The sequence below is a fragment of the Methylobacterium sp. R2-1 genome (assembly GCF_014191355.1).
GTDB lineage: Bacteria > Pseudomonadota > Alphaproteobacteria > Rhizobiales > Beijerinckiaceae > Methylobacterium.
Genome location: NZ_JACHWM010000001.1, coordinates 282,967 through 301,910, shown reverse-complemented (window position 1 = coordinate 301,910; position 18,944 = coordinate 282,967). Strand labels below are relative to the sequence as shown.

At 68.5% G+C, this 18,944-nt stretch carries 19 protein-coding genes; 5 read left to right on the top strand and 14 right to left on the bottom strand.

From position 1 onward, the window contains the following. Positions 1-28: 28 nt before the first annotated feature. The 4 genes from FHU13_RS01635 to FHU13_RS01620 are packed head-to-tail and all read right to left on the bottom strand — an operon-like array spanning position 29 to position 4,396. Entirely contained in the window at positions 29-1,057 is a 1,029-nt protein-coding gene (locus FHU13_RS01635) for a Gfo/Idh/MocA family protein (RefSeq protein WP_183434111.1), read from the bottom strand. Next, positions 1,057-2,238, bottom strand: coding sequence for a bifunctional 2-polyprenyl-6-hydroxyphenol methylase/3-demethylubiquinol 3-O-methyltransferase UbiG (locus FHU13_RS01630; RefSeq protein ID WP_183434110.1), 1,182 nt, complete (start codon positions 2,236-2,238; stop codon positions 1,057-1,059). The genes FHU13_RS01635 and FHU13_RS01630 overlap by 1 nt, the downstream gene beginning before the upstream one ends. Positions 2,239-2,269: 31 nt before the next feature. Continuing rightward, complete coding sequence (locus FHU13_RS01625; protein ID WP_183434294.1) at positions 2,270-3,148, bottom strand: hypothetical protein; 879 nt, start codon at positions 3,146-3,148, stop codon at positions 2,270-2,272. A gap of 54 nt (positions 3,149-3,202) precedes the next feature. After that, positions 3,203-4,396: an inositol-3-phosphate synthase gene (locus FHU13_RS01620; RefSeq protein WP_183434109.1), complete on the bottom strand. Its 1,194-nt coding sequence runs from the start codon at positions 4,394-4,396 to the stop codon at positions 3,203-3,205. 316 nt (positions 4,397-4,712) lie between these two features. Between FHU13_RS01620 and FHU13_RS01615 the strand changes: the two genes are divergently transcribed. After that, positions 4,713-5,831: a transglycosylase SLT domain-containing protein gene (locus tag FHU13_RS01615; RefSeq protein ID WP_183434108.1), complete on the top strand. Its 1,119-nt coding sequence runs from the start codon at positions 4,713-4,715 to the stop codon at positions 5,829-5,831. A gap of 63 nt (positions 5,832-5,894) precedes the next feature. Here the strand turns inward: FHU13_RS01615 and dgcA are convergent, their stop codons facing one another. The 4 genes from dgcA to FHU13_RS01595 all read right to left on the bottom strand — a co-directional run bounded on the left by dgcA (position 5,895) and on the right by FHU13_RS01595 (position 11,637). Continuing rightward, a complete protein-coding gene (gene dgcA, locus FHU13_RS01610) occupies positions 5,895-6,875 on the bottom strand; it encodes an N-acetyl-D-Glu racemase DgcA (RefSeq protein WP_183434107.1) in 981 nt (326 codons plus the stop codon). A gap of 13 nt (positions 6,876-6,888) precedes the next feature. Then, entirely contained in the window at positions 6,889-7,899 is a 1,011-nt protein-coding gene (gene dgcN / locus FHU13_RS01605; RefSeq protein ID WP_183434106.1) for an N-acetyltransferase DgcN, read from the bottom strand. A gap of 183 nt (positions 7,900-8,082) precedes the next feature. Next, positions 8,083-9,918, bottom strand: a complete 1,836-nt coding sequence (ilvD, locus tag FHU13_RS01600) for a dihydroxy-acid dehydratase (RefSeq protein ID WP_183434105.1) — start codon at positions 9,916-9,918, stop codon at positions 8,083-8,085. 156 nt (positions 9,919-10,074) lie between these two features. Then, a complete protein-coding gene (locus tag FHU13_RS01595; protein WP_183434104.1) occupies positions 10,075-11,637 on the bottom strand; it encodes a 2-isopropylmalate synthase in 1,563 nt (520 codons plus the stop codon). A gap of 432 nt (positions 11,638-12,069) precedes the next feature. Here FHU13_RS01595 and FHU13_RS01590 point away from each other — a divergent pair, with 432 nt between their 5' ends. Then, the gene (locus FHU13_RS01590; RefSeq protein ID WP_183434103.1) at positions 12,070-12,396 is read left to right on the top strand and encodes a hypothetical protein; all 327 of its coding nucleotides are present in this window, start codon (positions 12,070-12,072) and stop codon (positions 12,394-12,396) included. 18 nt (positions 12,397-12,414) lie between these two features. On the opposite strand, the gene FHU13_RS01585 is transcribed toward FHU13_RS01590, so the two are convergent. From FHU13_RS01585 to pdxY, 3 genes are read right to left on the bottom strand one after another with little or no spacing between them, the layout of a single operon-like run. Further along, positions 12,415-13,146, bottom strand: coding sequence for an NUDIX hydrolase (locus FHU13_RS01585; protein WP_183434102.1), 732 nt, complete (start codon positions 13,144-13,146; stop codon positions 12,415-12,417). Next, complete coding sequence (locus tag FHU13_RS01580; RefSeq protein ID WP_183434101.1) at positions 13,136-14,065, bottom strand: PhzF family phenazine biosynthesis protein; 930 nt, start codon at positions 14,063-14,065, stop codon at positions 13,136-13,138. The genes FHU13_RS01585 and FHU13_RS01580 overlap by 11 nt, the downstream gene beginning before the upstream one ends. A gap of 19 nt (positions 14,066-14,084) precedes the next feature. Beyond that, entirely contained in the window at positions 14,085-14,936 is an 852-nt protein-coding gene (gene pdxY, locus FHU13_RS01575; RefSeq protein ID WP_183434100.1) for a pyridoxal kinase PdxY, read from the bottom strand. A gap of 115 nt (positions 14,937-15,051) precedes the next feature. On the opposite strand from pdxY, the gene FHU13_RS01570 reads away from it, so the two are divergent. From FHU13_RS01570 to FHU13_RS01560, 3 genes are all read left to right on the top strand, one after another. Further along, positions 15,052-15,573, top strand: a complete 522-nt coding sequence (locus tag FHU13_RS01570; protein WP_183434099.1) for a DedA family protein — start codon at positions 15,052-15,054, stop codon at positions 15,571-15,573. Positions 15,574-15,579: 6 nt separating this feature from the next. Beyond that, positions 15,580-16,359 carry a cobalamin-binding protein gene (locus tag FHU13_RS01565; RefSeq protein WP_183434098.1) on the top strand — a complete coding sequence of 260 codons (780 nt, stop codon included), beginning with the start codon at positions 15,580-15,582 and terminating at the stop codon, positions 16,357-16,359. An 84-nt stretch (positions 16,360-16,443) separates the two neighbouring features. After that, positions 16,444-16,929, top strand: a complete 486-nt coding sequence (locus FHU13_RS01560) for an MmcB family DNA repair protein (protein WP_183434097.1) — start codon at positions 16,444-16,446, stop codon at positions 16,927-16,929. Here FHU13_RS01560 and FHU13_RS01555 read toward each other — a convergent pair. Genes FHU13_RS01555 through fumC form a run of 3 tightly spaced genes read right to left on the bottom strand, consistent with a single transcriptional unit; the run spans position 16,852 to position 18,827 of the window. Next, positions 16,852-17,121, bottom strand: a complete 270-nt coding sequence (locus FHU13_RS01555) for a ribbon-helix-helix domain-containing protein (protein WP_312889540.1) — start codon at positions 17,119-17,121, stop codon at positions 16,852-16,854. The genes FHU13_RS01560 and FHU13_RS01555 overlap by 78 nt on opposite strands. Before the next feature lie 38 nt (positions 17,122-17,159). Further along, on the bottom strand, positions 17,160-17,348 hold the full coding sequence (locus FHU13_RS01550; protein ID WP_183434095.1) for a DUF4169 family protein: 189 nt from the start codon (positions 17,346-17,348) through the stop codon (positions 17,160-17,162). A gap of 60 nt (positions 17,349-17,408) precedes the next feature. Continuing rightward, entirely contained in the window at positions 17,409-18,827 is a 1,419-nt protein-coding gene (gene fumC / locus FHU13_RS01545; protein WP_183434094.1) for a class II fumarate hydratase, read from the bottom strand. Positions 18,828-18,944: the final 117 nt, after the last annotated feature.

Sequence of the window (18,944 nt, the reverse complement as noted above, 5' to 3'; positions counted from 1 at the left end):
TGTCGCCCGGTCTCCTCCACGTTCGTCGTCAGGCCGCGTCGCGGCCAACCGGTGTGCCGGCCGCCGCATAGGCGCGGGCGATCAGGCGCATGGTGTGAAGGTCGCGCTCGGCATCCCAGGCGGTTCGCGCCTCGGGATCGCGTAGCGCACGGCCGAAGGCGCGCACTTGTTCGAGGAAGGGCGAGGCAGTGCGATCGAAGGCGATATCCTCGGCCCGGCCGTCGGCTCCGTCGGTGAAGGTGACGCGGCCACCCGCGGTCTGTCCCATCGTGTCGGTGGCGGTGAGCAAGCCCTTCGTGCCGACCACTTCCAGCCGGCGCCGGGGCAGCGCATCGGGGCAATTGTAGGCGACGTTGAGCTGAGCGAGCACGCCCGACTCGGTGCGGCCGATCAGCAGAGCGCCGTCATCGACGGCGTAGTCCTGCGCACGCGCCTGGGTCATGGCTGCGATCTCGGTGATCGGCTCGCCGAGGAGGAAATCGACGAGGTCGATGCCGTGGGGCGCGAGGTCCATCAGCGCGCCGCCGCCAGCCTGGGCCGGATCGATGCGCCAGTTGTCCTGGCCCCGAAACGAGGTCCAGGCCCGGTCGAGCCAGCAAGCATAGACGATGCGCACAGCCGTCACGGTGCCGAGCCGGCCCTCGCGGATCAGGCTGCGCATGGCACGGTGGCCGGGGTGATGGCGCTGGTCGAAGGCGGTGCCGTAGAAGGCGCCGGACCTGCGCACTGCCGCCGCCATCGCCTCCGCATCGACGAGGGACGCCGCCATCGGCTTCTCGCAGAGAACCGCCTTGCCGGCGGCGCAGAGCGCCTCGACCGCGCCGCGATGCAGGTGGTTCGGCGTGGCGACGTAGACCGCCTCGACCTCCGGCTCGGCGATGAGGCCGGCGAGCTCGGCATGGGCCCGCGCACCCTCGGCTTGTGCCGCTTTACGTGAAGCTTCGCCCGGATCGGCCACGGCGACGAGACGGTGCCCGGCGGCGCGGATGCCGGGCGCCATGTAGTCGCGGGCAACCCAGCCGTAGCCGACGATGCCCCAGCCGACGCTCGCTCCCATCACCAGCGCTCCGGCAGATCGACGTATTCGCGACGGCGCACCCGCGCCGCCTCGGGCGCATCCGGTTTGCCATCCCAGGTAATGGCCTCCGGGCCGTCCGAGTGCAGGGGGTAGGTCGCGTGCGGCGCGTATTCCGCCTCGTAGCGCTCCGACGGCCAGTGAATGGCAAATCCCCCGTCGTCGGGTGCATAGAGCGGATTGAGATGCAGGGCCGCGCCGGGCGGCGGCAGCGTGATGCCGTCGACGAGGGCGCGGGGCGCGGGGCGCATGCCGGGGCCGGCCACGACGGAGAAGGCTTCGCAGGTCTGCAAATCACGCGGTTCGCGCGGCTGCGGCGCGCGGGCCTCGACCAGGGCACGGGTCAACTCGGCGTCGTCGTAGACGAGCCCGTCGGGAAACAGCTCCTCGATCTCGGCCGAGGAGATCGCTCTGCCGGCCGAGAAGCCCGGACGGCCGCTGTTATGGATGTGGCTGAGGGCGAGCCAGCCCTCCTCTCCGGCGGTCTGGCGCAGGCAGGACAGAATACCGGGCTTGTCGTCGAGGAAGTAGAAGGCGTCGTTGCAGATCACGAGATCGACCGGCGCCTCGGGGATCGGCCAGTGCGCAGATGACGCGTCGAAGCAGACGAGCTGCGCCTTCTCGCCCACCACCCAGTGCCGGGCGACCCACAATTTGGCGAAGACCACGTCCGCGCCCGCGACCTTGACGCCGCGGCGTTTCAGCTCGCGCAGGTAATGGCCGATGCCGCAGGCGAGCTCGAAGGCACAGACTGGCCTGTTCCAGTGGGCCTCCAGCAGGCTCAGACCCGCCAGGAAGGTGGGATCGGTCCAGCGGTTGACGAAGTAATCGCCGACGCGGCCCCAGCCGAGCCAATCCACGGCTTGCCGTAGGGAGGCGCTCTCGCGCTCGCGGACGAGCCGGCGCAGGGCGTCGGAATCGGCCGGCGGACCGGTCCACCAATCGTCTTGGTCGGCGAGCAGGAGGACGAGGGCGTCCTGCTCCCGGTTATGATCGAGATGGTCGAGCGTGGCCGCGACGAGGCTGTCGCGGCCGGTACGGAGATAGGGGATGCCGTCGATGACCGGCCAGCGCGCCCCGGTCTCGACGTCGCGCAGGGCATGCGCGCCGTCGGCCTTGAGCCGGTGGCCGGTCTCCGGCGAGAGGAGATCGAAGGGGATCATGATCCTGGAATCTGCCGGACAGCACGAAACGTCACGGGATGCGCATATCGGTCAGAACGCGATCCTGGAAAGCCTTGACCGGTCCGGCATGGACCAGTTCCATCTCGCCGAGCACCGTATCCATGGTCAGCGAGGCCGCCCGCAGGTGCTGGGCGATCTGCAGGACGCGGTCGATGGAGTCGGCGGCGTGGAAGGCGCGTCCCTCTGCCGTCGCGTCATCCGGGAGGACGAGGCGGGCGGCACGGACGGTTTCGCGCAGCGGCGGCTCCAGTTCCTCCAACGCCCATTCCGAGCAGCGCCCGACGATCGGCCAGAGATGGTCGCCGAGCAGCATCTCGCCGGTGAAGCCGGCATCCGGCATCGCCGCATTGTGGAAGTGGTGCGCCATCGCCGCGAGGAAGACCGTGGCCGGATCGGCCCTGTAGAACGGGCTGAGCAGCACGCCGTAGACTGCCACGACGAGGCAGTGCTCGGCATGGTTCTCCGGCGGCTCCAGCAAGATGCGCGGTTTGCCGGGGCAGGTCACCCCGGCCCGCGGCTGCTGCGCCAGGGCCGTGACGAAGCCGGGCACCGGCCCGGCCGGCAGGCTGGTGGGCTCGCGCAGGCAGGCCCGCAGCCGATCGCGAAGCCCGGCATCGACCGGCCCTGACACGGCATCGAGCCCTGCGGCCAGTACGTCGGACGACTGTGCCGCATCGAGTCCGGCGGCCGAGAGGAAGGCTGCGTCCAGGTCGCAGAGCCGTGCCGCGGCGAGCGCCTTGGCGGTGATGTCGAGGGCGACGGTCTCCGGCGCGGCGCCACCGGTGAGTGCCGACCATCCTTGCGCGAACAGACGCTCGGCGATCGAGCCGGTGCGTCCCGCCGAGCGGATGCGCTTGAGATCGCCGAGTTCGACCAGCAGTTCCCGCATCGCGACGGGAGCTGCCGGCCCGGCTTCGGAAAAACCCGTCACGGGCGCAAGACCTTACTGCTGCACGCCCAGCCAATCGAACAGCATGCGCTGCTGCTTGCCGAAATCGTGCTCCGGCCCGTGGCCGTTCTTCACCATCGGCGCCTTGAAGAAGGTCGAGAGCTGCTCCTGCACGCCGCCGTCGCCGCGGGTCTTGGCGAGATCGAGGACGCGGGCGATCTCGATGACGAGCGGCGCGGCCAGGATCGAGTCCTTACAAAGGAAGTTCACCTTGATCTGCATGCGCTGACCCATGAAACCCGTGACGTCGATATTGTCCCAGGCTTCCTTGTCGTCGCCGCGCGGGCGGTAATAGTGGATGTGGACCAAGTGATCCTCGACCGGGTAGCCGAGGATCGAATCGAGCACCGTGCCCTTGGTGTTGAGCTTCGATTGGAGCGAGCTCGGATCGTTGAGCGCGAGGCCGTCGCGGTTGCCGAGGATGTTGGTCGAGAACCAGCCGTCCACGTGTAGCTGGCGCGCCTTCAGGGCGGGGGCCAGCACCGTCTTCATCATGGTCTGGCCGGTCTTGCCATCCTTGCCAGCCACCGGCACGTTGAGTTCACGGGCGAGTTCCATCAGCGCCGGCACGTCGGCGGCGATAGAGGGGGTGAAGTTCGCGTACGGCACGCCGCTCTTGATGGCGGCGTAGGCGTAGAGCATCGCGGGCGAGATCGACTCGTCGCTCGAATCCAGCCCCTTCTCGAAGGCTTCGGCCGAGTTGAGGACCGGGACGGAGAGATCGGGCCAGCGCTCCGTTGAAGCGAGATTGACGACGACGACCTCGTCGAGATTGCTCTCCCTGCGGAAACGGTTGAGGTCGTTGGCGATCACCGAGACGGTCTCGCGATGGTCCTTGGCAACGATGCGGTTGCCGCCATCGATGTTCTTGCAGAACTTGGCCGAGCCCACTGCCGGCCAGGGCGTGATGCCCTTGAGGGCCTGGGCGCCGTTCTCGATGTCCTCGCGGGTGAGCACGCCGTGACCGGTGGCGGCGGAGGCGAGATCGTCGCCATTCAGGTCCCAGCCGCCGAAGACGAGATCCTTATAATCGGCCATACCGGCGACGGGCACACCCGCCAGCGGCAGACCATCCAGACGGTTCGAACCCGATTTGATGGTTTCGATGCCGGCGATGGCCGTCGTTGCGACTGCACCGCCCATGCCAACGAACGCCACTCCGACGCGTCGACCGGTCTGAATGCCCATGGGAACTCGATCTTTCTGCTGTGGTGGCGCTGACGTCTCAGGATGAGCCCTAACTGGCCGCCGCGCGGCCCATGACAACTGTGACCGACCTAGAGCGTTCCAGTGCCGACCTTGCCATCATTGCCGCAGGCAGGCTTCGGCCTGACCTGCATCGATTGGTTAAAATATCGTAAACACAATGGCTTAACGCAGCATTAACGGGATCACGTTTGGATCACGAGGTGGTCCCATTGTGGTCACACCCGGCGGCGAAACCTCCGCCGGTCAAAACAAAGCCCGGCACCCAAGAACGCCGAGGCATCAACAAGGAAGACCGATGGGGGTTTACCCGGAGCCGGCGCCCTGCGCCGACGACGTGAGCCGATTCGTGCCTTGCGGGTCCAACGCCAGCCACGAGGCCACCCCGCGCCCGTCGCGCGGTCGTTCGCCGCTCGTGCGCAGCCTCGCCGCCGTGACCGCCAGTGTCACCCTGCTGATGGCTGCGCCGCAGACCGTGTCGGCCTATGAGAACGCAGGTGCTTCGGTATCGATCCCGATGATGGTGCGTGCCGACCTCCGCCCGGCCGGTGCGGAAGCGGAGTGGGGCGGCACTGCGCTGCTCGGCCAGGATGGCGGACTGACTGCCCCGATCGAGCGCCTGCAGGCGTCGCTCACGAATCCGCGCTCGGACACCGACGACGAGATCCTGCGCTTCGGCGACATGAGCGTGCCGCGTCCCCTCGTGGAGACGATCCTGAAGGCCTCCGAGGTGACCGGCGTCGATCCGGTCTACATGATGGCGCTCGCCGACAAGGAATCGAGCTTTGACACGAACGTGAAGTCCTCCGCCTCTTCGGCGCAGGGTCTGTTCCAGTTCGTCACCGGCACGTGGCTGGAGATGATCCGCCAGTACGGCGCCAAGCATGGGCTCGCCGATGAGGCTGCTGCCGTGAAGGGGCGTGGAGCCGGCATCACCATCGCCGATGCGGCGACGCGCAAGCGTGTGCTCGAGCTGCGTAACGACCCCTACGTCTCCGGCCTGATGGCGGGCGAGCTGATCAAGCGCGACCGCAGCCGGATCGAGGCCCGGATCGGCCGGGAACTAAAGACCACCGAACTCTACCTCGCGCATTTCCTCGGCACCGCAAGCGCCGGCAAGTTTCTCTCGCTCAGCGCCGAGGATCCGGACAAGGTCGCCACGGCCGCCTTCGGCCGCGCAGCGCGCGCCAACCGCGCCATTTTCACCGCGAAGGAAGGGGCCAAGCGCCGCAGCCTGACCGTGGCGGAAGTCCACGAGAAGCTCGACGGCATGATCGATCGGCGCCTGAGCCAGTATCAGGCCATCGCCGACCTCGCGCAGCAGCAGGCCGACGAGCCGGCGGCACCGATCCTCGATGCCCGCCTGCGGCTGAACGAAGCCGTGGCGCCGTCGCTCGCACTCCACTCGGTGCAGTAAGCGCCACGGGGATGTAGAGCATCGTCTTTATTCGAAAGCCGGCGGCCACCGTTCGGGACGATGCTAGCCCCACAATTCGGGCAGTGGCGGATGGACCGTGCTGCCTTCGTAACGCAGGGCCGGCTGCCGGTCCTGGGCGAGCAGCAGCGGCCCGTCGAGATCGACGTAGGCCGCGTGGTGGGCGATCAGCATCGCCGGCGCCATGGCGAGCGATGAGCCGACCATGCAGCCGACCATGATCTCAAAGCCGCGCGCCCGCGCCTCGTGTGCGAGCTTCAGCGCTTCAGTAAGACCGCCGGCCTTGTCGAGCTTGATGTTGATTGCGTCGTAGCGCCGGGCCAGAGCATCGAGCCCGGCACGGTCGTGCAGGCTTTCATCGGCGCAGATCGGGATCGTGCGGTCGATCTCGGCCAGAAGCCCGTCCTCGCCCGCCGGCAACGGCTGCTCGATCAGGCCGACGCCCGCCGCGGCACAGGCCATGAGGTTGTCCCGCATCGTCTCAGGCCGCCACGCCTCGTTGGCATCGACGATGAGACGGGATTCGGGCGCACCGCGACGCACCGCGGCGATCCGCTCGGGATCACCCTCGCCGCCGAGCTTTACCTTCAACAGCGGCCGGTGCGCCGCCGCGCGGGCCGCTTCCTCCATCGCCTCGGGATCACCGAGGCTCAGCGTGTAGGCGGTGGTGACCGGCACCGGCGCAGCGACGCCGGCGAGTTCGTAGGCGGGCGTGCCGGTGCGCTTCGCCTCAAGATCCCACAGAGCGCAGTCGAGGGCATTGCGGGCGGCACCCGGTTTCATCCGCCCGACCAGATCGAAGCGCCCTCCCCCATCGGCGATCCACGCAGCCTGCGTTTCGAGAGCGGCGGCGACGCTTTCGACCGTCTCACCGTATCGGGCATAGGGGACGCACTCACCGCGGCCCCGAAAGGCACCGTCCTCAACGGTCGCGACGACGACGACCGCCTCGGTGCGGCTGCCGCGGGAGATCGTGAACGATCCGGCGATGGGGAAGCGCTCGACGGCAACGGTCAGACGCGGCATCGGCAGCTCTCCCTCAGACCGGAAACTCGGCGGCGATCCGATCCACGATCCCCTCGACGCCGAAGCGCACGGGATCGGTGGCGGGCAGGCCATGGACGGCTTCCGCCTCGCTCAGCAGGGCGCGCGCCTGCGGCTCGGCAAGCGCCTGCGTGTTCACGGCGATGCCGACGGGGCGAATGCCGGGATTGGTGAGCGAACCGCAGCGGATGGTCAGGTCGATGACCTCTTGGATCGTCGGCAGGCTGGCCTCGACGCCGCGCATCCGCGTGCGGGTCGGCTCGTGGCAGACGACGAAGGCATCGGCCTGCGCCCCGTGCAGCAGGCCGAGGCTGACACCGGCGAAGGAGGGATGGAACAGCGATCCCTGCCCCTCGATCAGATCCCAGTGATTCGGCTCGGCGGCGGGCGCGACCCACTCGACGGCGCCGGAGATGAAATCGGCCACCACCGCATCGATGGCCACACCCCGGCCGGAGATGAACACGCCGGTCTGGCCCGTGGCGCGGAAATCGGCGTCGAAGCCGCGCTCGCGCATGCCGCGTTCGAGGGCGAGCGCGGTGTACTTCTTGCCGACGGAGCAATCGGTGCCGACGGTGAGCAGGCGCAGCCCCGGACGCTTCGTGCCCTTACCGGTGGGGAAGGTCTCCGTGGTGTGTCGGACGTCGTGGAGAGCACGGCCATTGCGCTCCGCGGCTTCGGCGATTCGGGCAATCGAGCCGAGACGCACATGCAGCCCGCTCGCCACATCGAGCCCCGCATCGAGGGCGGCGACGATCTCCTCGACCCAATGTTCGGGCAGCACACCGCCGGCATTGACGACGCCGACGACCATGGTCTTGCAGCCCTTGGCGACCGCCTGCTCCAGCGTCAGGTCGGGAATGCTGAGATCGGCGGCGCAGCCCTCCATCCGGAGTTGGCCGACGCACCATTCCGGGCGCCAGTCGTTGATGCCGTAGGCGGTCTTGGCGGCGAGCTGATCCGGCACGTCGCCGAGAAACATCAGGTAAGGGGTGGCGATCTGCATCGGCGATAGTCCCGTCCGGAGCGAAGCTCCGCCTGAGAACGTGTCTATGCGCGATCTGTGCCCGATGCGCGAGAAAGAGCCGCCGCATTCCTGAAACGGCACCTCCTTCCTCATGCTGACGGGCCGAGCTTTCGCGGGCGCCTCGGCATGAGGAGCGTGGCGTGATCGAGAACCGTATCCGGCCTATTCCTCGATCTTTCTCACCGCCCCCTTGGCGGCGCTGGTGGCGAGCATGGCGTAGGCGCGAAGCGCCGTGCTGACCTTGCGCTTGCGAGGGCTGGCCGGGCGCCAGCCTTCCGCGTCGCGAACGGCGCGACGCTCGGCAAGCACGGCCTCGTCCACGGCGAGGTGGATGCGGCGGTTCGGGATGTCGATCTCGATTCGATCTCCCTGCTCGACGAGGCCGATCAGCCCGCCCTCGGCGGCCTCCGGCGAGACGTGACCGATGGAGAGACCTGAGGAGCCGCCGGAGAAGCGACCATCGGTGACCAGTGCGCAGGCTTTGCCGAGACCCTTCGATTTCAGGTAGCTCGTGGGGTAGAGCATCTCCTGCATGCCGGGGCCGCCACGGGGGCCCTCGTAGCGGATCAGCACCACCTCGCCGGCCTTGACCCGGCCGTTGAGGATGCCGTCGACCGCTGCATCCTGGCTCTCGAAGACGTGGGCCGTGCCGGTGAAGGTGAGGATCGAGGCATCGACGCCCGCCGTCTTCACGATACAGCCGTCTTCGGCGAGGTTGCCGTAGAGCACCGCGAGGCCGCCGTCCTTGGAATAGGCGTGCTCGGCGTCGCGGATAACACCCGCCTCCCGGTCGAGGTCGAGTTCGTCCCAGCGCGAGGCCTGGCTGAAGGCGACCTGGGTCGGAACGCCGCCCGGCGCGGCCCGGAAGAATTCCTGCACCGAGGGGCTCTGGGTCCGCTTCACGTCCCAACGATTCAAAGCCTCGCCCAGCGTGCCCGAGCCGACATTTCCGACCGAGCGGTCAATCAGACCGGCGCGGTCGAGCTCGCCGAGGATGCCCATGATGCCGCCGGCCCGATGCACGTCCTCCATGTGGATGTCGGCCACCGCAGGCGCTACCTTGCACAGCACTGGCACCCGGCGCGAGAGGCGGTCGATGTCGGCCATGGTGAAGGGCACCTCGCCCTCATGCGCGGCGGCAAGCAGGTGCAGCACCGTGTTGGTCGAGCCACCCATGGCGATGTCGAGCGTCATCGCATTCTCGAAGGCGGCCATCGACGCGATGGAGCGGGGCAGCACGCTGGAATCATCCTGCTCGTAGTGGCGGCGGGCGAGATCGACGATGAGGTGTCCGGCCTCGACGAAGAGGCGCTTGCGGTCGGCATGCGTCGCGAGCGTCGAGCCGTTGCCGGGCAGCGACAGGCCGAGCGCCTCGGTGAGGCAGTTCATCGAATTGGCGGTGAACATGCCGGAGCACGAGCCACAGGTCGGGCAGACCGAGCGCTCGATAACCGCGACATCCTCGTCCGAGACCCGATCGTCGGCGGCCGCCACCATGGCATCGACGAGGTCGAACTTGCGGGTGACGCCGTTCATCACGACCTTGCCGGCCTCCATCGGCCCGCCGGAGACGAACACCGCCGGGATGTTGAGGCGCAAAGCAGCCATCAGCATGCCGGGGGTGATCTTGTCGCAGTTCGAGATGCACACCATGGCGTCGGCGCAGTGCGCGTTGACCATGTACTCGACCGAATCCGCGATCAGCTCGCGCGACGGCAGCGAGTAGAGCATCCCGTCATGGCCCATGGCGATGCCGTCATCGACCGCGATGGTGTTGAACTCCTTCGCGACACCGCCCGCCTGCTCGATTTCCCGGGCGACCAGCTGGCCGAGGTCCTTCAGGTGGACGTGACCGGGCACGAACTGCGTGAACGAGTTCACCACCGCGATGATCGGCTTGCCGAAATCGGAATCCTTCATGCCGGTGGCGCGCCAGAGGCCGCGGGCGCCGGCCATGTTGCGGCCGTGGGTGGTGGTGCGGGAGCGATAGGCGGGCATTTTTCTTCTGTCGCTTCTTCGAGAATGCGAGCTGTGCGTGCGGGGCGCTTTCCCGTCCTTGCGAGCGTCAGCGAAGCAATCCAGGCGGCGCGGCCTTTCCGGAGAGGCCGCGCCCTGGATTGCTTCGGCTTCGCCTCGCAAGGACGGTGTGGGCCGTCACACCACCGCGGCGTGCTGGGCGTGCAGCCGCACGGAGGCCGCCGAGAGCTTGTTCAAGGCCGACAGATACGCCTTGGCCGAGGCCACCAGCGTGTCCGGATCAGCGCCGCGTGCCGTCACCGACCGCTCGCCGGCCTTGAGCCGGACCGAGACTTCGGCCTGGGCGTCGGTCCCCTCGGTCACGGCGTGGACCTGATAGAGCTCCAGCATCGCGTCGTGGGGCACGATCGCGTGGATGGCGTTGAACACCGCGTCCACCGGACCGTTGCCGTCGGCCTCCTCGGTGAAGGTGCGGCCGTCCATCTCGATCTTCATCGTGGCGCGCTGCGGGCCCCGCGTGCCGGCGATCACCGAGAGCGACATCAGCTTGATGCGGTCATGGGCGGTCGCCAGCTTCTCGTCCACCAGCGCCTCGATATCCTCGTCGTAGACGTGCTTCTTGCGGTCGGCCAGATCCTTGAAGCGCTCGAACACGTCCTGGAACTGGTTGTCGGACAACGAAATGCCGAGCTCCGCCAGCTTCGACTTGAACGCGGCCCGGCCCGAATGCTTGCCCATCACCAGTGAGGTCTTGGCGAGCCCGACGGAGGCCGGGGTCATGATCTCGTAGGTCTCCGAATGCTTGAGCATCCCGTCCTGGTGGATGCCGCTCTCGTGGGCGAAGGCGTTCCGGCCGACGATGGCCTTGTTGTACTGGACCGGGAAGTTCGCCGCGTGGCTGACGAGCTTCGAGGCGCGGGTCAGCATCGTCGTGTCGATGCCGGTGTCGTAGGGCATCACGTCGGCGCGGGTGCGCAGCGCCATGACGATCTCTTCGAGCGCCGCATTGCCGGCCCGCTCGCCGATGCCGTTGACCGTACACTCGATCTGCCGGGCGCCGCCCTCCAGGCCGGCGAGCGAGTTCGCCACCGCCAGCCCCAGATCGTTGTGGCAATGCACCGAGAAGATCGCCTTGTCGGCGTTCGGTACGCGCTCACGCACAGCTCGGAACATCGCGCCGTATTCCTGCGGCGTGGCGTAGCCCACCGTGTCGGGCAGGTTGATCGTGGTGGCGCCCGAGCGGATCGCGGCTTCGACGCAGCGGCAGAGATAGTCGATGTCGGTGCGGGTCGCGTCCATGGCCGACCATTCCACGTCCTCGACGAGGTCGCGGGCCTGGGCCACGGTCTTCAGGATGATCTCGATCACCTCGTCCTGCGTCTTGCGCATCTGGTGGGCGAGGTGGATGGCCGAGGTCGAGACGAAGGTATGGATGCGGCCCCGCTGGGCGTGGCGCACCGCCTCGCCTGCGCGGGCGATATCGGCGGGGATGGCGCGGGCGAGACCTGCCACGGTGGCGTGCTTGGTGCGTCGGGCGATCTCGGAGACGGCCTCGAAATCGCCGTTCGAGGCGATCGGGAAGCCTGCCTCGATGATGTCGACGCCCATCGTGTCAAGCAGTTCGGCGACCGCCAGCTTCTCGTCGAGGGTCATGGTTGCGCCGGGGCATTGCTCGCCGTCGCGCAGCGTCGTGTCGAAGATGACGACGCGGTCCTTCGCGCTCTGAGTAGTGTTCGCCATGGGTTTTCGTTCCTCGTAGCCAGCGCGCTCGACTCCTCGGGAGCGGCGCCGGAAAACCTGTCTTCCGGTTGACGAGCAGCATCCCCTGAGAGCCCAGGCGGTCGCGCCCGGACGGCCCTCAGGGGCGGCTAAGAAGCAGGCCTACGAGAATGAGCGCGCAGGACGACACGGCCGCGAAAGCGGCGCCGTCGTTCGTCTGCACGGAGCGGCCAGGGGCCACGCTCGATTCTCCTCAGAGGCTGACACGCCAGCGGACCGCCATCGGACCGTCATGCGACCAGGGAGGCGGTATGTACCGATTGGCGGGGATCGTGACAAGCACATGGCTGTGCCGCGTCACCGCCACGATTGACCGGCCCACTCGCGGGAGGCACAACCCGCCGGCCAAGCTTGGCTGCAGCGAACCTCCTCTCGCAATCGGAGAGACCCGTCGTGCCCGCGCCGCTTCCCCGTGCCGTCTTCCTTGCTCTCCTCGGCTGCGCCTTGAGCGCATGCCAGTCGAGCGCGCCCCCACCGGTCGCGACCGTGGCCACGGCACCCACTGTTAGCGCCCTGCCGACCGGTAGCGGATGCGGACCAACCATCGCACGGACGCAAGCCATCGTCGCGGGCGACGTGAAGACCGGCGACCTGTCCGCCGCCGTCGGCACACGCTTCAGCGCCGACCTCGACAAGGCAGCAGGCGCCTGCACCGCCGGCCGCGAGGGCGAGGCGATGAGCCTGCTCGCGGCGGCCAAGGCGCGCTACGGCTATCGGTGATAGCCGAACGTCCGGTCTTCAGGTCGGGAAGACGCTCGCCAGATACGCCTGCACGAAGCCCGGCATCCGGGCGGCGTCGATGTCGGTGCGCGAGCGGGCGATGACGCTGTGGGCGAGTTCCGGCTCGTCCTCCCGGCCGCGATGCGCTTCGATGCGCGCCTTCAGCGTCTCGGCGTCGCTGTCGAAGCGGACCGGGCGCAGGAAGGCGAGCTGGCCATCGCCGCGCAGGAGCATCCATTCCTCCTCCGATCCCTCGGGGAGCGTCAGGCCGGTCTCCTCCAAAAACTCCCGCGCCGCGCTGCCTGCGAGGTCGACCGTGCCGTCCGCGCGCAGGTCGCCGGGATCGGGCGTGCCGCAGGGGAAGTAGATCTGTCCGGCATTGGCGGTGTGCGTGCCCATCACGCCGAGCAGCACCGCGCCGTCGCTGCTATGCGGAACGATCGCCGCGAAGGCGTTCGCCACCAGCGCATCGGGCACGCCCGCATCGCGAAAGGCGATGAAGCGCGAGTAGCGCACCTCGAACAGGCTCGCCTCACAAGCGCCGTCGGCGATGGTGCAGCCGCTGGCGAGATAGACCGGCCCGTCGAACAGGCCCGGCGTCTTCGCCTTGCGCCGCTCCCAGTTGCGGTCGATCGCCTCGGCATTGTCCCGCGCCCAGGCCCAGTCGTGATCGATGCGCCGGGCAGAGACCTGTCTGAGCGGCGTGAGGCTGAATCCAGGGGCCGCTTCCGCCACGATCTCAACCGACACGCAGCACGCCCTCGCTCACCACCACCGCCTGTCCGCCGATCTCGACGGAGCGGAGCGCGCCCTCGGCGATGACGAGCTGAAGGTCGATCATGCTCGGCCGCCCCATCGCGACGCCCTGACGGATCACCACGTCGTGGGTGCCCTCGCCCAGCGGCTCGAACTGCATCAGCACGCCGGCGAAGGCCGCAGCGGCGCTGCCCGTTGCCGGGTCTTCCGCCACGCCGAGATGGGGCGCAAACATCCGCGCCTGGTAGCGCTGCCCGAGACCCTCCGCATCGAGAGCGTAGAGGTAGAGCGCATCGGCCTGCGCCTGCGGAAACAGCCGCTCGAACCGGCCGACATCGAGCCGCGCGCGCGTCAGCGCCTCGCCGGAGGCGAGCGGCACGAAGGTGAAGAGGGGGCCGGCGCCGTGCCGGCTCGGCTGATGGCGATTGAAGCCGATCTCGCTGGGCTTCAGCCTCAGGGCCGCGGCCAGGGCGTCCTTCGCCGCAGCTTCACCGAGAAAGGCCGGCAGAACAGGCAGCTTGAATCGGGCGCGGGCGCTGCGGCCATCCTCGGCCGCCTCGACGGCACAGGAGAGAGTGCCGATCCCCTCCTCAAGCCCGAAGGCCGCGGCATCGGCCAGAGCCACCGCCTGCCGCTCGGCGCGATCGTGCAGGGCGAGCAGCACCGCGGTGCCGATGGTCGGATGCCCCGCGAAGGGCAATTCGCGGGCGGGCGTGAAGATGCGCAGGCGCGCCCGGTGGCGTGGCTCCTCCGGGGGCAGGACGAAGACGGTCTCCGACAGGTTGAACTCGCGGGCGATCGCCTGCATCGCCTCACCGCTGAGTCCGTCGGCGTCGAGCACCACCGCCAGCGGGTTCCCGGCGAGCGGCGTGTCGGTGAACACGTCGAGGGTGGCGAAGCGGCGTTCCAACATCATGGCTCCTTCAGAGGATTCAGACGGTCTCGACCGGGAAGGCTGCGCTCGGCGCGACGAATTCCTCTTGCGCCGCCACGGTCAGCAACTCCTCGGAGCCGGCCTCGGCGGTCCGCCGCAGCAGGCCGTGGATCGAGGCCGCCGCCATGCCGAGCGCCAGAGCCGCCGAGCGCGTGCGCAGGTAATGCACGAGATAGAGCGCGGCGACCGCATCGCCCGCCCCCGAGACGGCTTTCAGGTCGAGCCGGGGTGTGCGCACGCGCCAGAACGAGCCCCCCTCAGCCGCCATCATGTCGATCGCGTCGGGCGGCGTCTCGGCCGTCGTGAGCGAGGTGACGAGCAGGACCCGCGGCCCGAGCGCCATCACCGAGGCTGCCGCGCGCTTGGCCGCCTCCAGCGTATCGCTTGGGGCATCCGAGACCAGGTCGAGCTCGAACTGATTGGGCGTGAGGATGTCGGCCGCGGGCACGGCCTGCGCCCGCATGAAATCGGCGATGCCGGGGCGGACGTAGACGCCGGAATAGCTGTCGCCGATCACCGGGTCGCAGCAATAGAGCGCCTCGCGGTTGGCCGCGCGCACCGCAGCGACCGTGCGCAGGATGGCGGTGCCGATATCCGCCGAGCCCATATAGCCGGAGAGTACCGCGTCGCACTCCTTGAGAGCGCCACGCTCGGCCACGCCCTGCACCACCTCCTCCACCGCCGGCCCGTCGAAGACGCGCCCGCGCCACTGTCCATAGCCGGTATGGTTCGAGAACTGCACCGTATGCACCGGCCAGACCTCGACGCCGAGGCGCTGCATCGGGAAGACGGCGGAGGAATTCCCGACATGGCCGTAGGCGACATGCGATTGGATCGACAGAACCTTCATGGTGCTCCGGTATCCGCTTCCGCGCCGTGATAGCGCGGCCGACGGCCCCGCGCATCCGATCGATGCGAAGACGCGTTACGGCTCAGCCCGACACGACCCGCCCTCCGGAGTGAGTATGGATTTCGACGCCGCACGCCAGTCCATCCTCACCTTCATCGAGACCTACAGGGCCTGGGCGCCGGTCGTGACGGGGGTGATCGCCTTCTGCGAATCGCTCGCGGTGCTGTCGCTGCTGGTGCCGGCGACCGCGATCCTTCTCGGCATCGGCGCGCTGATCGGCAGCAGCGGCCTGCCCTTCTGGCCGATGGTGATCGGGGCCGGAATCGGTGCGGCCCTGGGCGATTGGGTCTCCTACGAGGTCGGATTCTACTACAAGGACGGCGTGAAGCGCCTCTGGCCGATGAGCCGCCATCCGGAGATGACGTCCAAGGCTGAAGCCTTCCTTCGGCGATGGGGTGCGGGCGCCATCGTCATCGGCCGCTTCATCGGTCCGGCACGGGCGGTAGTGCCGCTGGTAGCCGGCAGTTTCGGCCTCCGACGAATCCCGTTCCAACTCGCGAACTGGAGTTCGGCCTTCGTTTGGGCCTTCGTGCTGCTCGCCCCCGGCGCAGGGTTGCTGGCCTGGCTGCATCACTGAGACGCCATGCGCCGCTTTCCGCCCGAACGCATCGTCTGCCTCACGGAGGAGACCGTCGAGACGCTCTACCTGCTGGGCGAGGATCGACGCATCGTCGGGGTCTCGGGCTACGCCGTGCGCCCGCCGCAGGTGCGCCGGGAAAAACCACGGGTCTCGGCCTTCACCAGCGCCGACCTCCCGAAAATTCTCGCTCTCGAACCGGATCTCGTCCTCGCCTTCTCCGACCTCCAGGCGGAGATCGTCGCCAGCCTCGCCCGAGCGGGCGTGGCGGTTCACCTGTTCAACCAGCGCGATGTCGCCGGCTGCCTTGCTATGATCCGCACCGTCGGCGCCCTCGTCGGCGCCGTGGAGCGGTCCGAGGCGCTCGCCCGCTCCTATGAAGCACATCTCGCCGAGGCCGCGGCCGAAAGCGTGGGACGGCCGCGGCTCAAGGTTTACTTCGAGGAGTGGGACGAGCCGATGATTTCCGGCATCGGCTGGATCTCCGACCTGATCGGCTATGCCGGCGGGCAGGACGCTTTTCCGGCCTTGAGCCGTGAGCAGGCCGCGAAGGACCGGATCGTCACCGCGGAGCAGGTCATCGCGGCGGCGCCCGACGTGATCCTCGCCTCCTGGTGCGGCAAGCGCGTCAACGTCGAGCGCATCCGCGCCCGGCCGGGCTGGGAGAGCATTCCGGCCGTGGCGGCCGGGCGCATCCACGAGATCAAGTCGCCGCTGATCCTTCAGCCGGGTCCGGCGGCCCTGACGGACGGGTTCGCGGCGATCCGGGCGGCGCTGGCGATGTGACAAAGCGGCCGGTGACACCGACGCCATCCCGCTGGCAGGATGCGCCGACTCGATTCGGCCGCATCCGCAAGCCACCAGCCCGGCATGTCCACAGCTCTCGCCAACATCGTCCTGCCACCCGACCGCCGCCAGTCGCCGACCGCACTGAACATTCAGCGCGGGGTGCGGCGCCTGCTCGCCGAGATGGGCTGCGTGAGCCTTCCGGAATTTTCGCTCGCCAACGGACGCCGGGCCGACGTGATCGCCCTGTGCGGGGCCGGCCGGCTCACCATCGTCGAGATCAAGTCGAGCGTCGCCGACTTCCGCGCCGACCGGAAATGGCCGGATTACCGCGACTATTGCGACCGCTTCTTCTTCGCGATCCCCGAGACGGTGCCGGAAACGCTGATCCCGGAGGAATGCGGCCTGATCGTCGCCGATTCCTTCGGCGCCGCCATCCTGCGCGAGCCGCCGGACCATGCGCTGAGCCCGGCCCGGCGCAAGGCGGTGACTCTACGCTTCGCCCATTCCGCCGCCGGGCTCCTGCACGCCCTGGCCGATCCCGGCGCGATCCGAGAGGGGGCGCTCTGACGGCTCGTGGGCGCCGCGAAAGGCGTTCAGCACGAAGATCCGAAGTGCCGAGGACAGGTTGCGCTCGCCGCGCTCGGAATCGATCGCGCCGATCAGCGCCTGAACCGATTGTTCGCGCTCTCGCGCGATTTCCTGGAGCGCACTCCAGAATTCCGCCTCCAGCGAGACGCTCGTGCGGTGGCCCGCGATCATCACCGATCGTTTCGCGTTCTCACGCGACGGCGCCCGCGTCATTCCTTGTCGGGGTCAGTGAGGCGGTGGCCCTCGTGGCGAGCCTGATCGACCGCCTTGCGCGTCTCGGCGAGCGTCTTCGCCTTTTTCGGCCGGCCGAACAGGATGCGGTTCTCCGCGGCCTTGGCCTCTTTCGCCGCCTTCTCACGGTCCTTGCGCACCTGGCGCAGGTTGATGATCTCGGCCATCGCGTCAGCCCTTCCGACGACCCGGCGCGGAGGGTCCGCGCCGGGAAGCGAGTCTAGCGCCTATTCCGCGCTCGGCGCCAGCATGGTTTCGGGCCGCACCACCCGCTCGAACTCCTCGTCCGTGACGTAGCCGAGCCGCAGCGCCTCCTCCTTCAAGGTGGTGCCGTTCTTGTGCGCGGTCTTGGCGATCTCGGCGGCCTTGTCGTAGCCGATCGAGGGGGCGAGCGCGGTCACCAACATGAGTGAGCGGCTCATCAGATCGCTGATCCGGTCAGTGTTGGCCTTGATGCCGACGACGCAGTTGTCGGTGAAGCTGACAGAAGCGTCGGCCAGGAGCCGCACCGATTGCAGCACCGCGTTGGCGATCACCGGCTTGAACACGTTGAGCTCGAAATGACCCTGTGAGCCGGCGAAACTCACCGTGGTGCCGTTGCCGACGACCTGCGCGCAGACCATCGTCAGCGCCTCGCACTGGGTCGGGTTGACCTTGCCCGGCATGATCGAGGAGCCGGGCTCGTTCTCCGGTAGCGACAGCTCGCCCAGACCCGAGCGCGGGCCCGAACCGAGCAGGCGGATGTCGTTGGCGATCTTGAACAGGCCCGAGGCGAGGGCCGTGAGTGCGCCCTGAAGGAAGACGAGGGCGTCGTGGGTGGCGAGCGCCTCGAACTTGTTCTCGGCGGAGGTGAAGGGCAGGCCGGTCAGCTCCGCGACCTTGGCCGCGAACCGTTCGGCGAATTCCGGATGCGCGTTGAGGCCGGTGCCGACCGCCGTGCCGCCCTGGGCCAGCGCCAGAACGCCGGGCAGCGTCGCGGCGACGCGGGCGCCGCCGAGCGCGACCTGCGCGGCGTAACCGGAGAATTCCTGACCAAGCGAGACCGGAGTCGCATCCTGCAGGTGGGTGCGGCCGATCTTGACGATGCTCTCGAACTCCTTCGCCTTGGCGTCGAGCGCGGCGTGCAGGTGGGAGAGTGCGGGCAGCAGCCGCTCCTGCACTTCGCGCGCGACCGCAATGTGCATGGCGGTGGGGAAGGTGTCGTTGGAAGACTGGCCGCGGTTGCAGTGGTCGTTCGGGTGGACGGGCGACTTGCCGCCGCGCTTGCCCCCGAGCCGCTCGTTGGCGAGGCTCGCGATCACCTCGTTCGCGTTCATGTTGGACTGCGTGCCGGAACCCGTCTGCCACACCACCAGCGGGAACTCGTCGTCGTGCTGGCCGGCGACGACCTCGGCGGCGGACGCGGCGATGGCGTCGGCGATCTTCGGGTCGAGACCGCCGAGATCCTTGTTCACAAGGGCAGCAGCCTGTTTCACGATGCCGAGCGCGTGGACGAGGGGCGCCGGCTGGCGCTCGGTGCCGATCTTGAAGTTCTGGATCGAGCGCTGCGTCTGCGCACCCCAGTAGCGGTGGGCGGGCACCTCGATTGGGCCGAAGGTGTCGGACTCGGTGCGCGTCTCGACGGCAGGGTTCTCGTGCGGCGACATCGTGGCCTCTTCGTTGGCTCGGATGCGGCCCTACTTAACGAAGCACGATGCCAAGCGCGATGCCGGCCCGAAACGGGACATGACGCATCGCGCACTCCGTCACCGCCAAGGTTCTCC

Bases quoted from the DNA above. Each gene is read 5' to 3' on its own strand.
- FHU13_RS01550 (WP_183434095.1), bottom strand. From the start codon at position 17,348: ATGGCCGAGATCATCAACCTGCGCCAGGTGCGCAAGGACCGTGAGAAG.
- FHU13_RS01595 (WP_183434104.1), bottom strand. From the start codon at position 11,637: ATGGCGAACACTACTCAGAGCGCGAAGGACCGCGTCGTCATCTTCGAC.
- FHU13_RS01630 (WP_183434110.1), bottom strand. From the start codon at position 2,238: ATGATCCCCTTCGATCTCCTCTCGCCGGAGACCGGCCACCGGCTCAAG.
- FHU13_RS01625 (WP_183434294.1), bottom strand. From the start codon at position 3,148: ATGCGGGAACTGCTGGTCGAACTCGGCGATCTCAAGCGCATCCGCTCG.
- FHU13_RS01635 (WP_183434111.1), bottom strand. From the start codon at position 1,057: ATGGGAGCGAGCGTCGGCTGGGGCATCGTCGGCTACGGCTGGGTTGCC.
- FHU13_RS01560 (WP_183434097.1), top strand. From the start codon at position 16,444: ATGTCCACAGCTCTCGCCAACATCGTCCTGCCACCCGACCGCCGCCAG.
- FHU13_RS01570 (WP_183434099.1), top strand. From the start codon at position 15,052: ATGGATTTCGACGCCGCACGCCAGTCCATCCTCACCTTCATCGAGACC.
- FHU13_RS01555 (WP_312889540.1), bottom strand. From the start codon at position 17,121: ATGATCGCGGGCCACCGCACGAGCGTCTCGCTGGAGGCGGAATTCTGG.
- dgcA (WP_183434107.1), bottom strand. From the start codon at position 6,875: ATGCCGCGTCTGACCGTTGCCGTCGAGCGCTTCCCCATCGCCGGATCG.
- ilvD (WP_183434105.1), bottom strand. From the start codon at position 9,918: ATGCCCGCCTATCGCTCCCGCACCACCACCCACGGCCGCAACATGGCC.
- fumC (WP_183434094.1), bottom strand. From the start codon at position 18,827: ATGTCGCCGCACGAGAACCCTGCCGTCGAGACGCGCACCGAGTCCGAC.
- FHU13_RS01615 (WP_183434108.1), top strand. From the start codon at position 4,713: ATGGGGGTTTACCCGGAGCCGGCGCCCTGCGCCGACGACGTGAGCCGA.
- FHU13_RS01580 (WP_183434101.1), bottom strand. From the start codon at position 14,065: ATGTTGGAACGCCGCTTCGCCACCCTCGACGTGTTCACCGACACGCCG.
- dgcN (WP_183434106.1), bottom strand. From the start codon at position 7,899: ATGCAGATCGCCACCCCTTACCTGATGTTTCTCGGCGACGTGCCGGAT.
- FHU13_RS01620 (WP_183434109.1), bottom strand. From the start codon at position 4,396: ATGGGCATTCAGACCGGTCGACGCGTCGGAGTGGCGTTCGTTGGCATG.
- pdxY (WP_183434100.1), bottom strand. From the start codon at position 14,936: ATGAAGGTTCTGTCGATCCAATCGCATGTCGCCTACGGCCATGTCGGG.
- FHU13_RS01565 (WP_183434098.1), top strand. From the start codon at position 15,580: ATGCGCCGCTTTCCGCCCGAACGCATCGTCTGCCTCACGGAGGAGACC.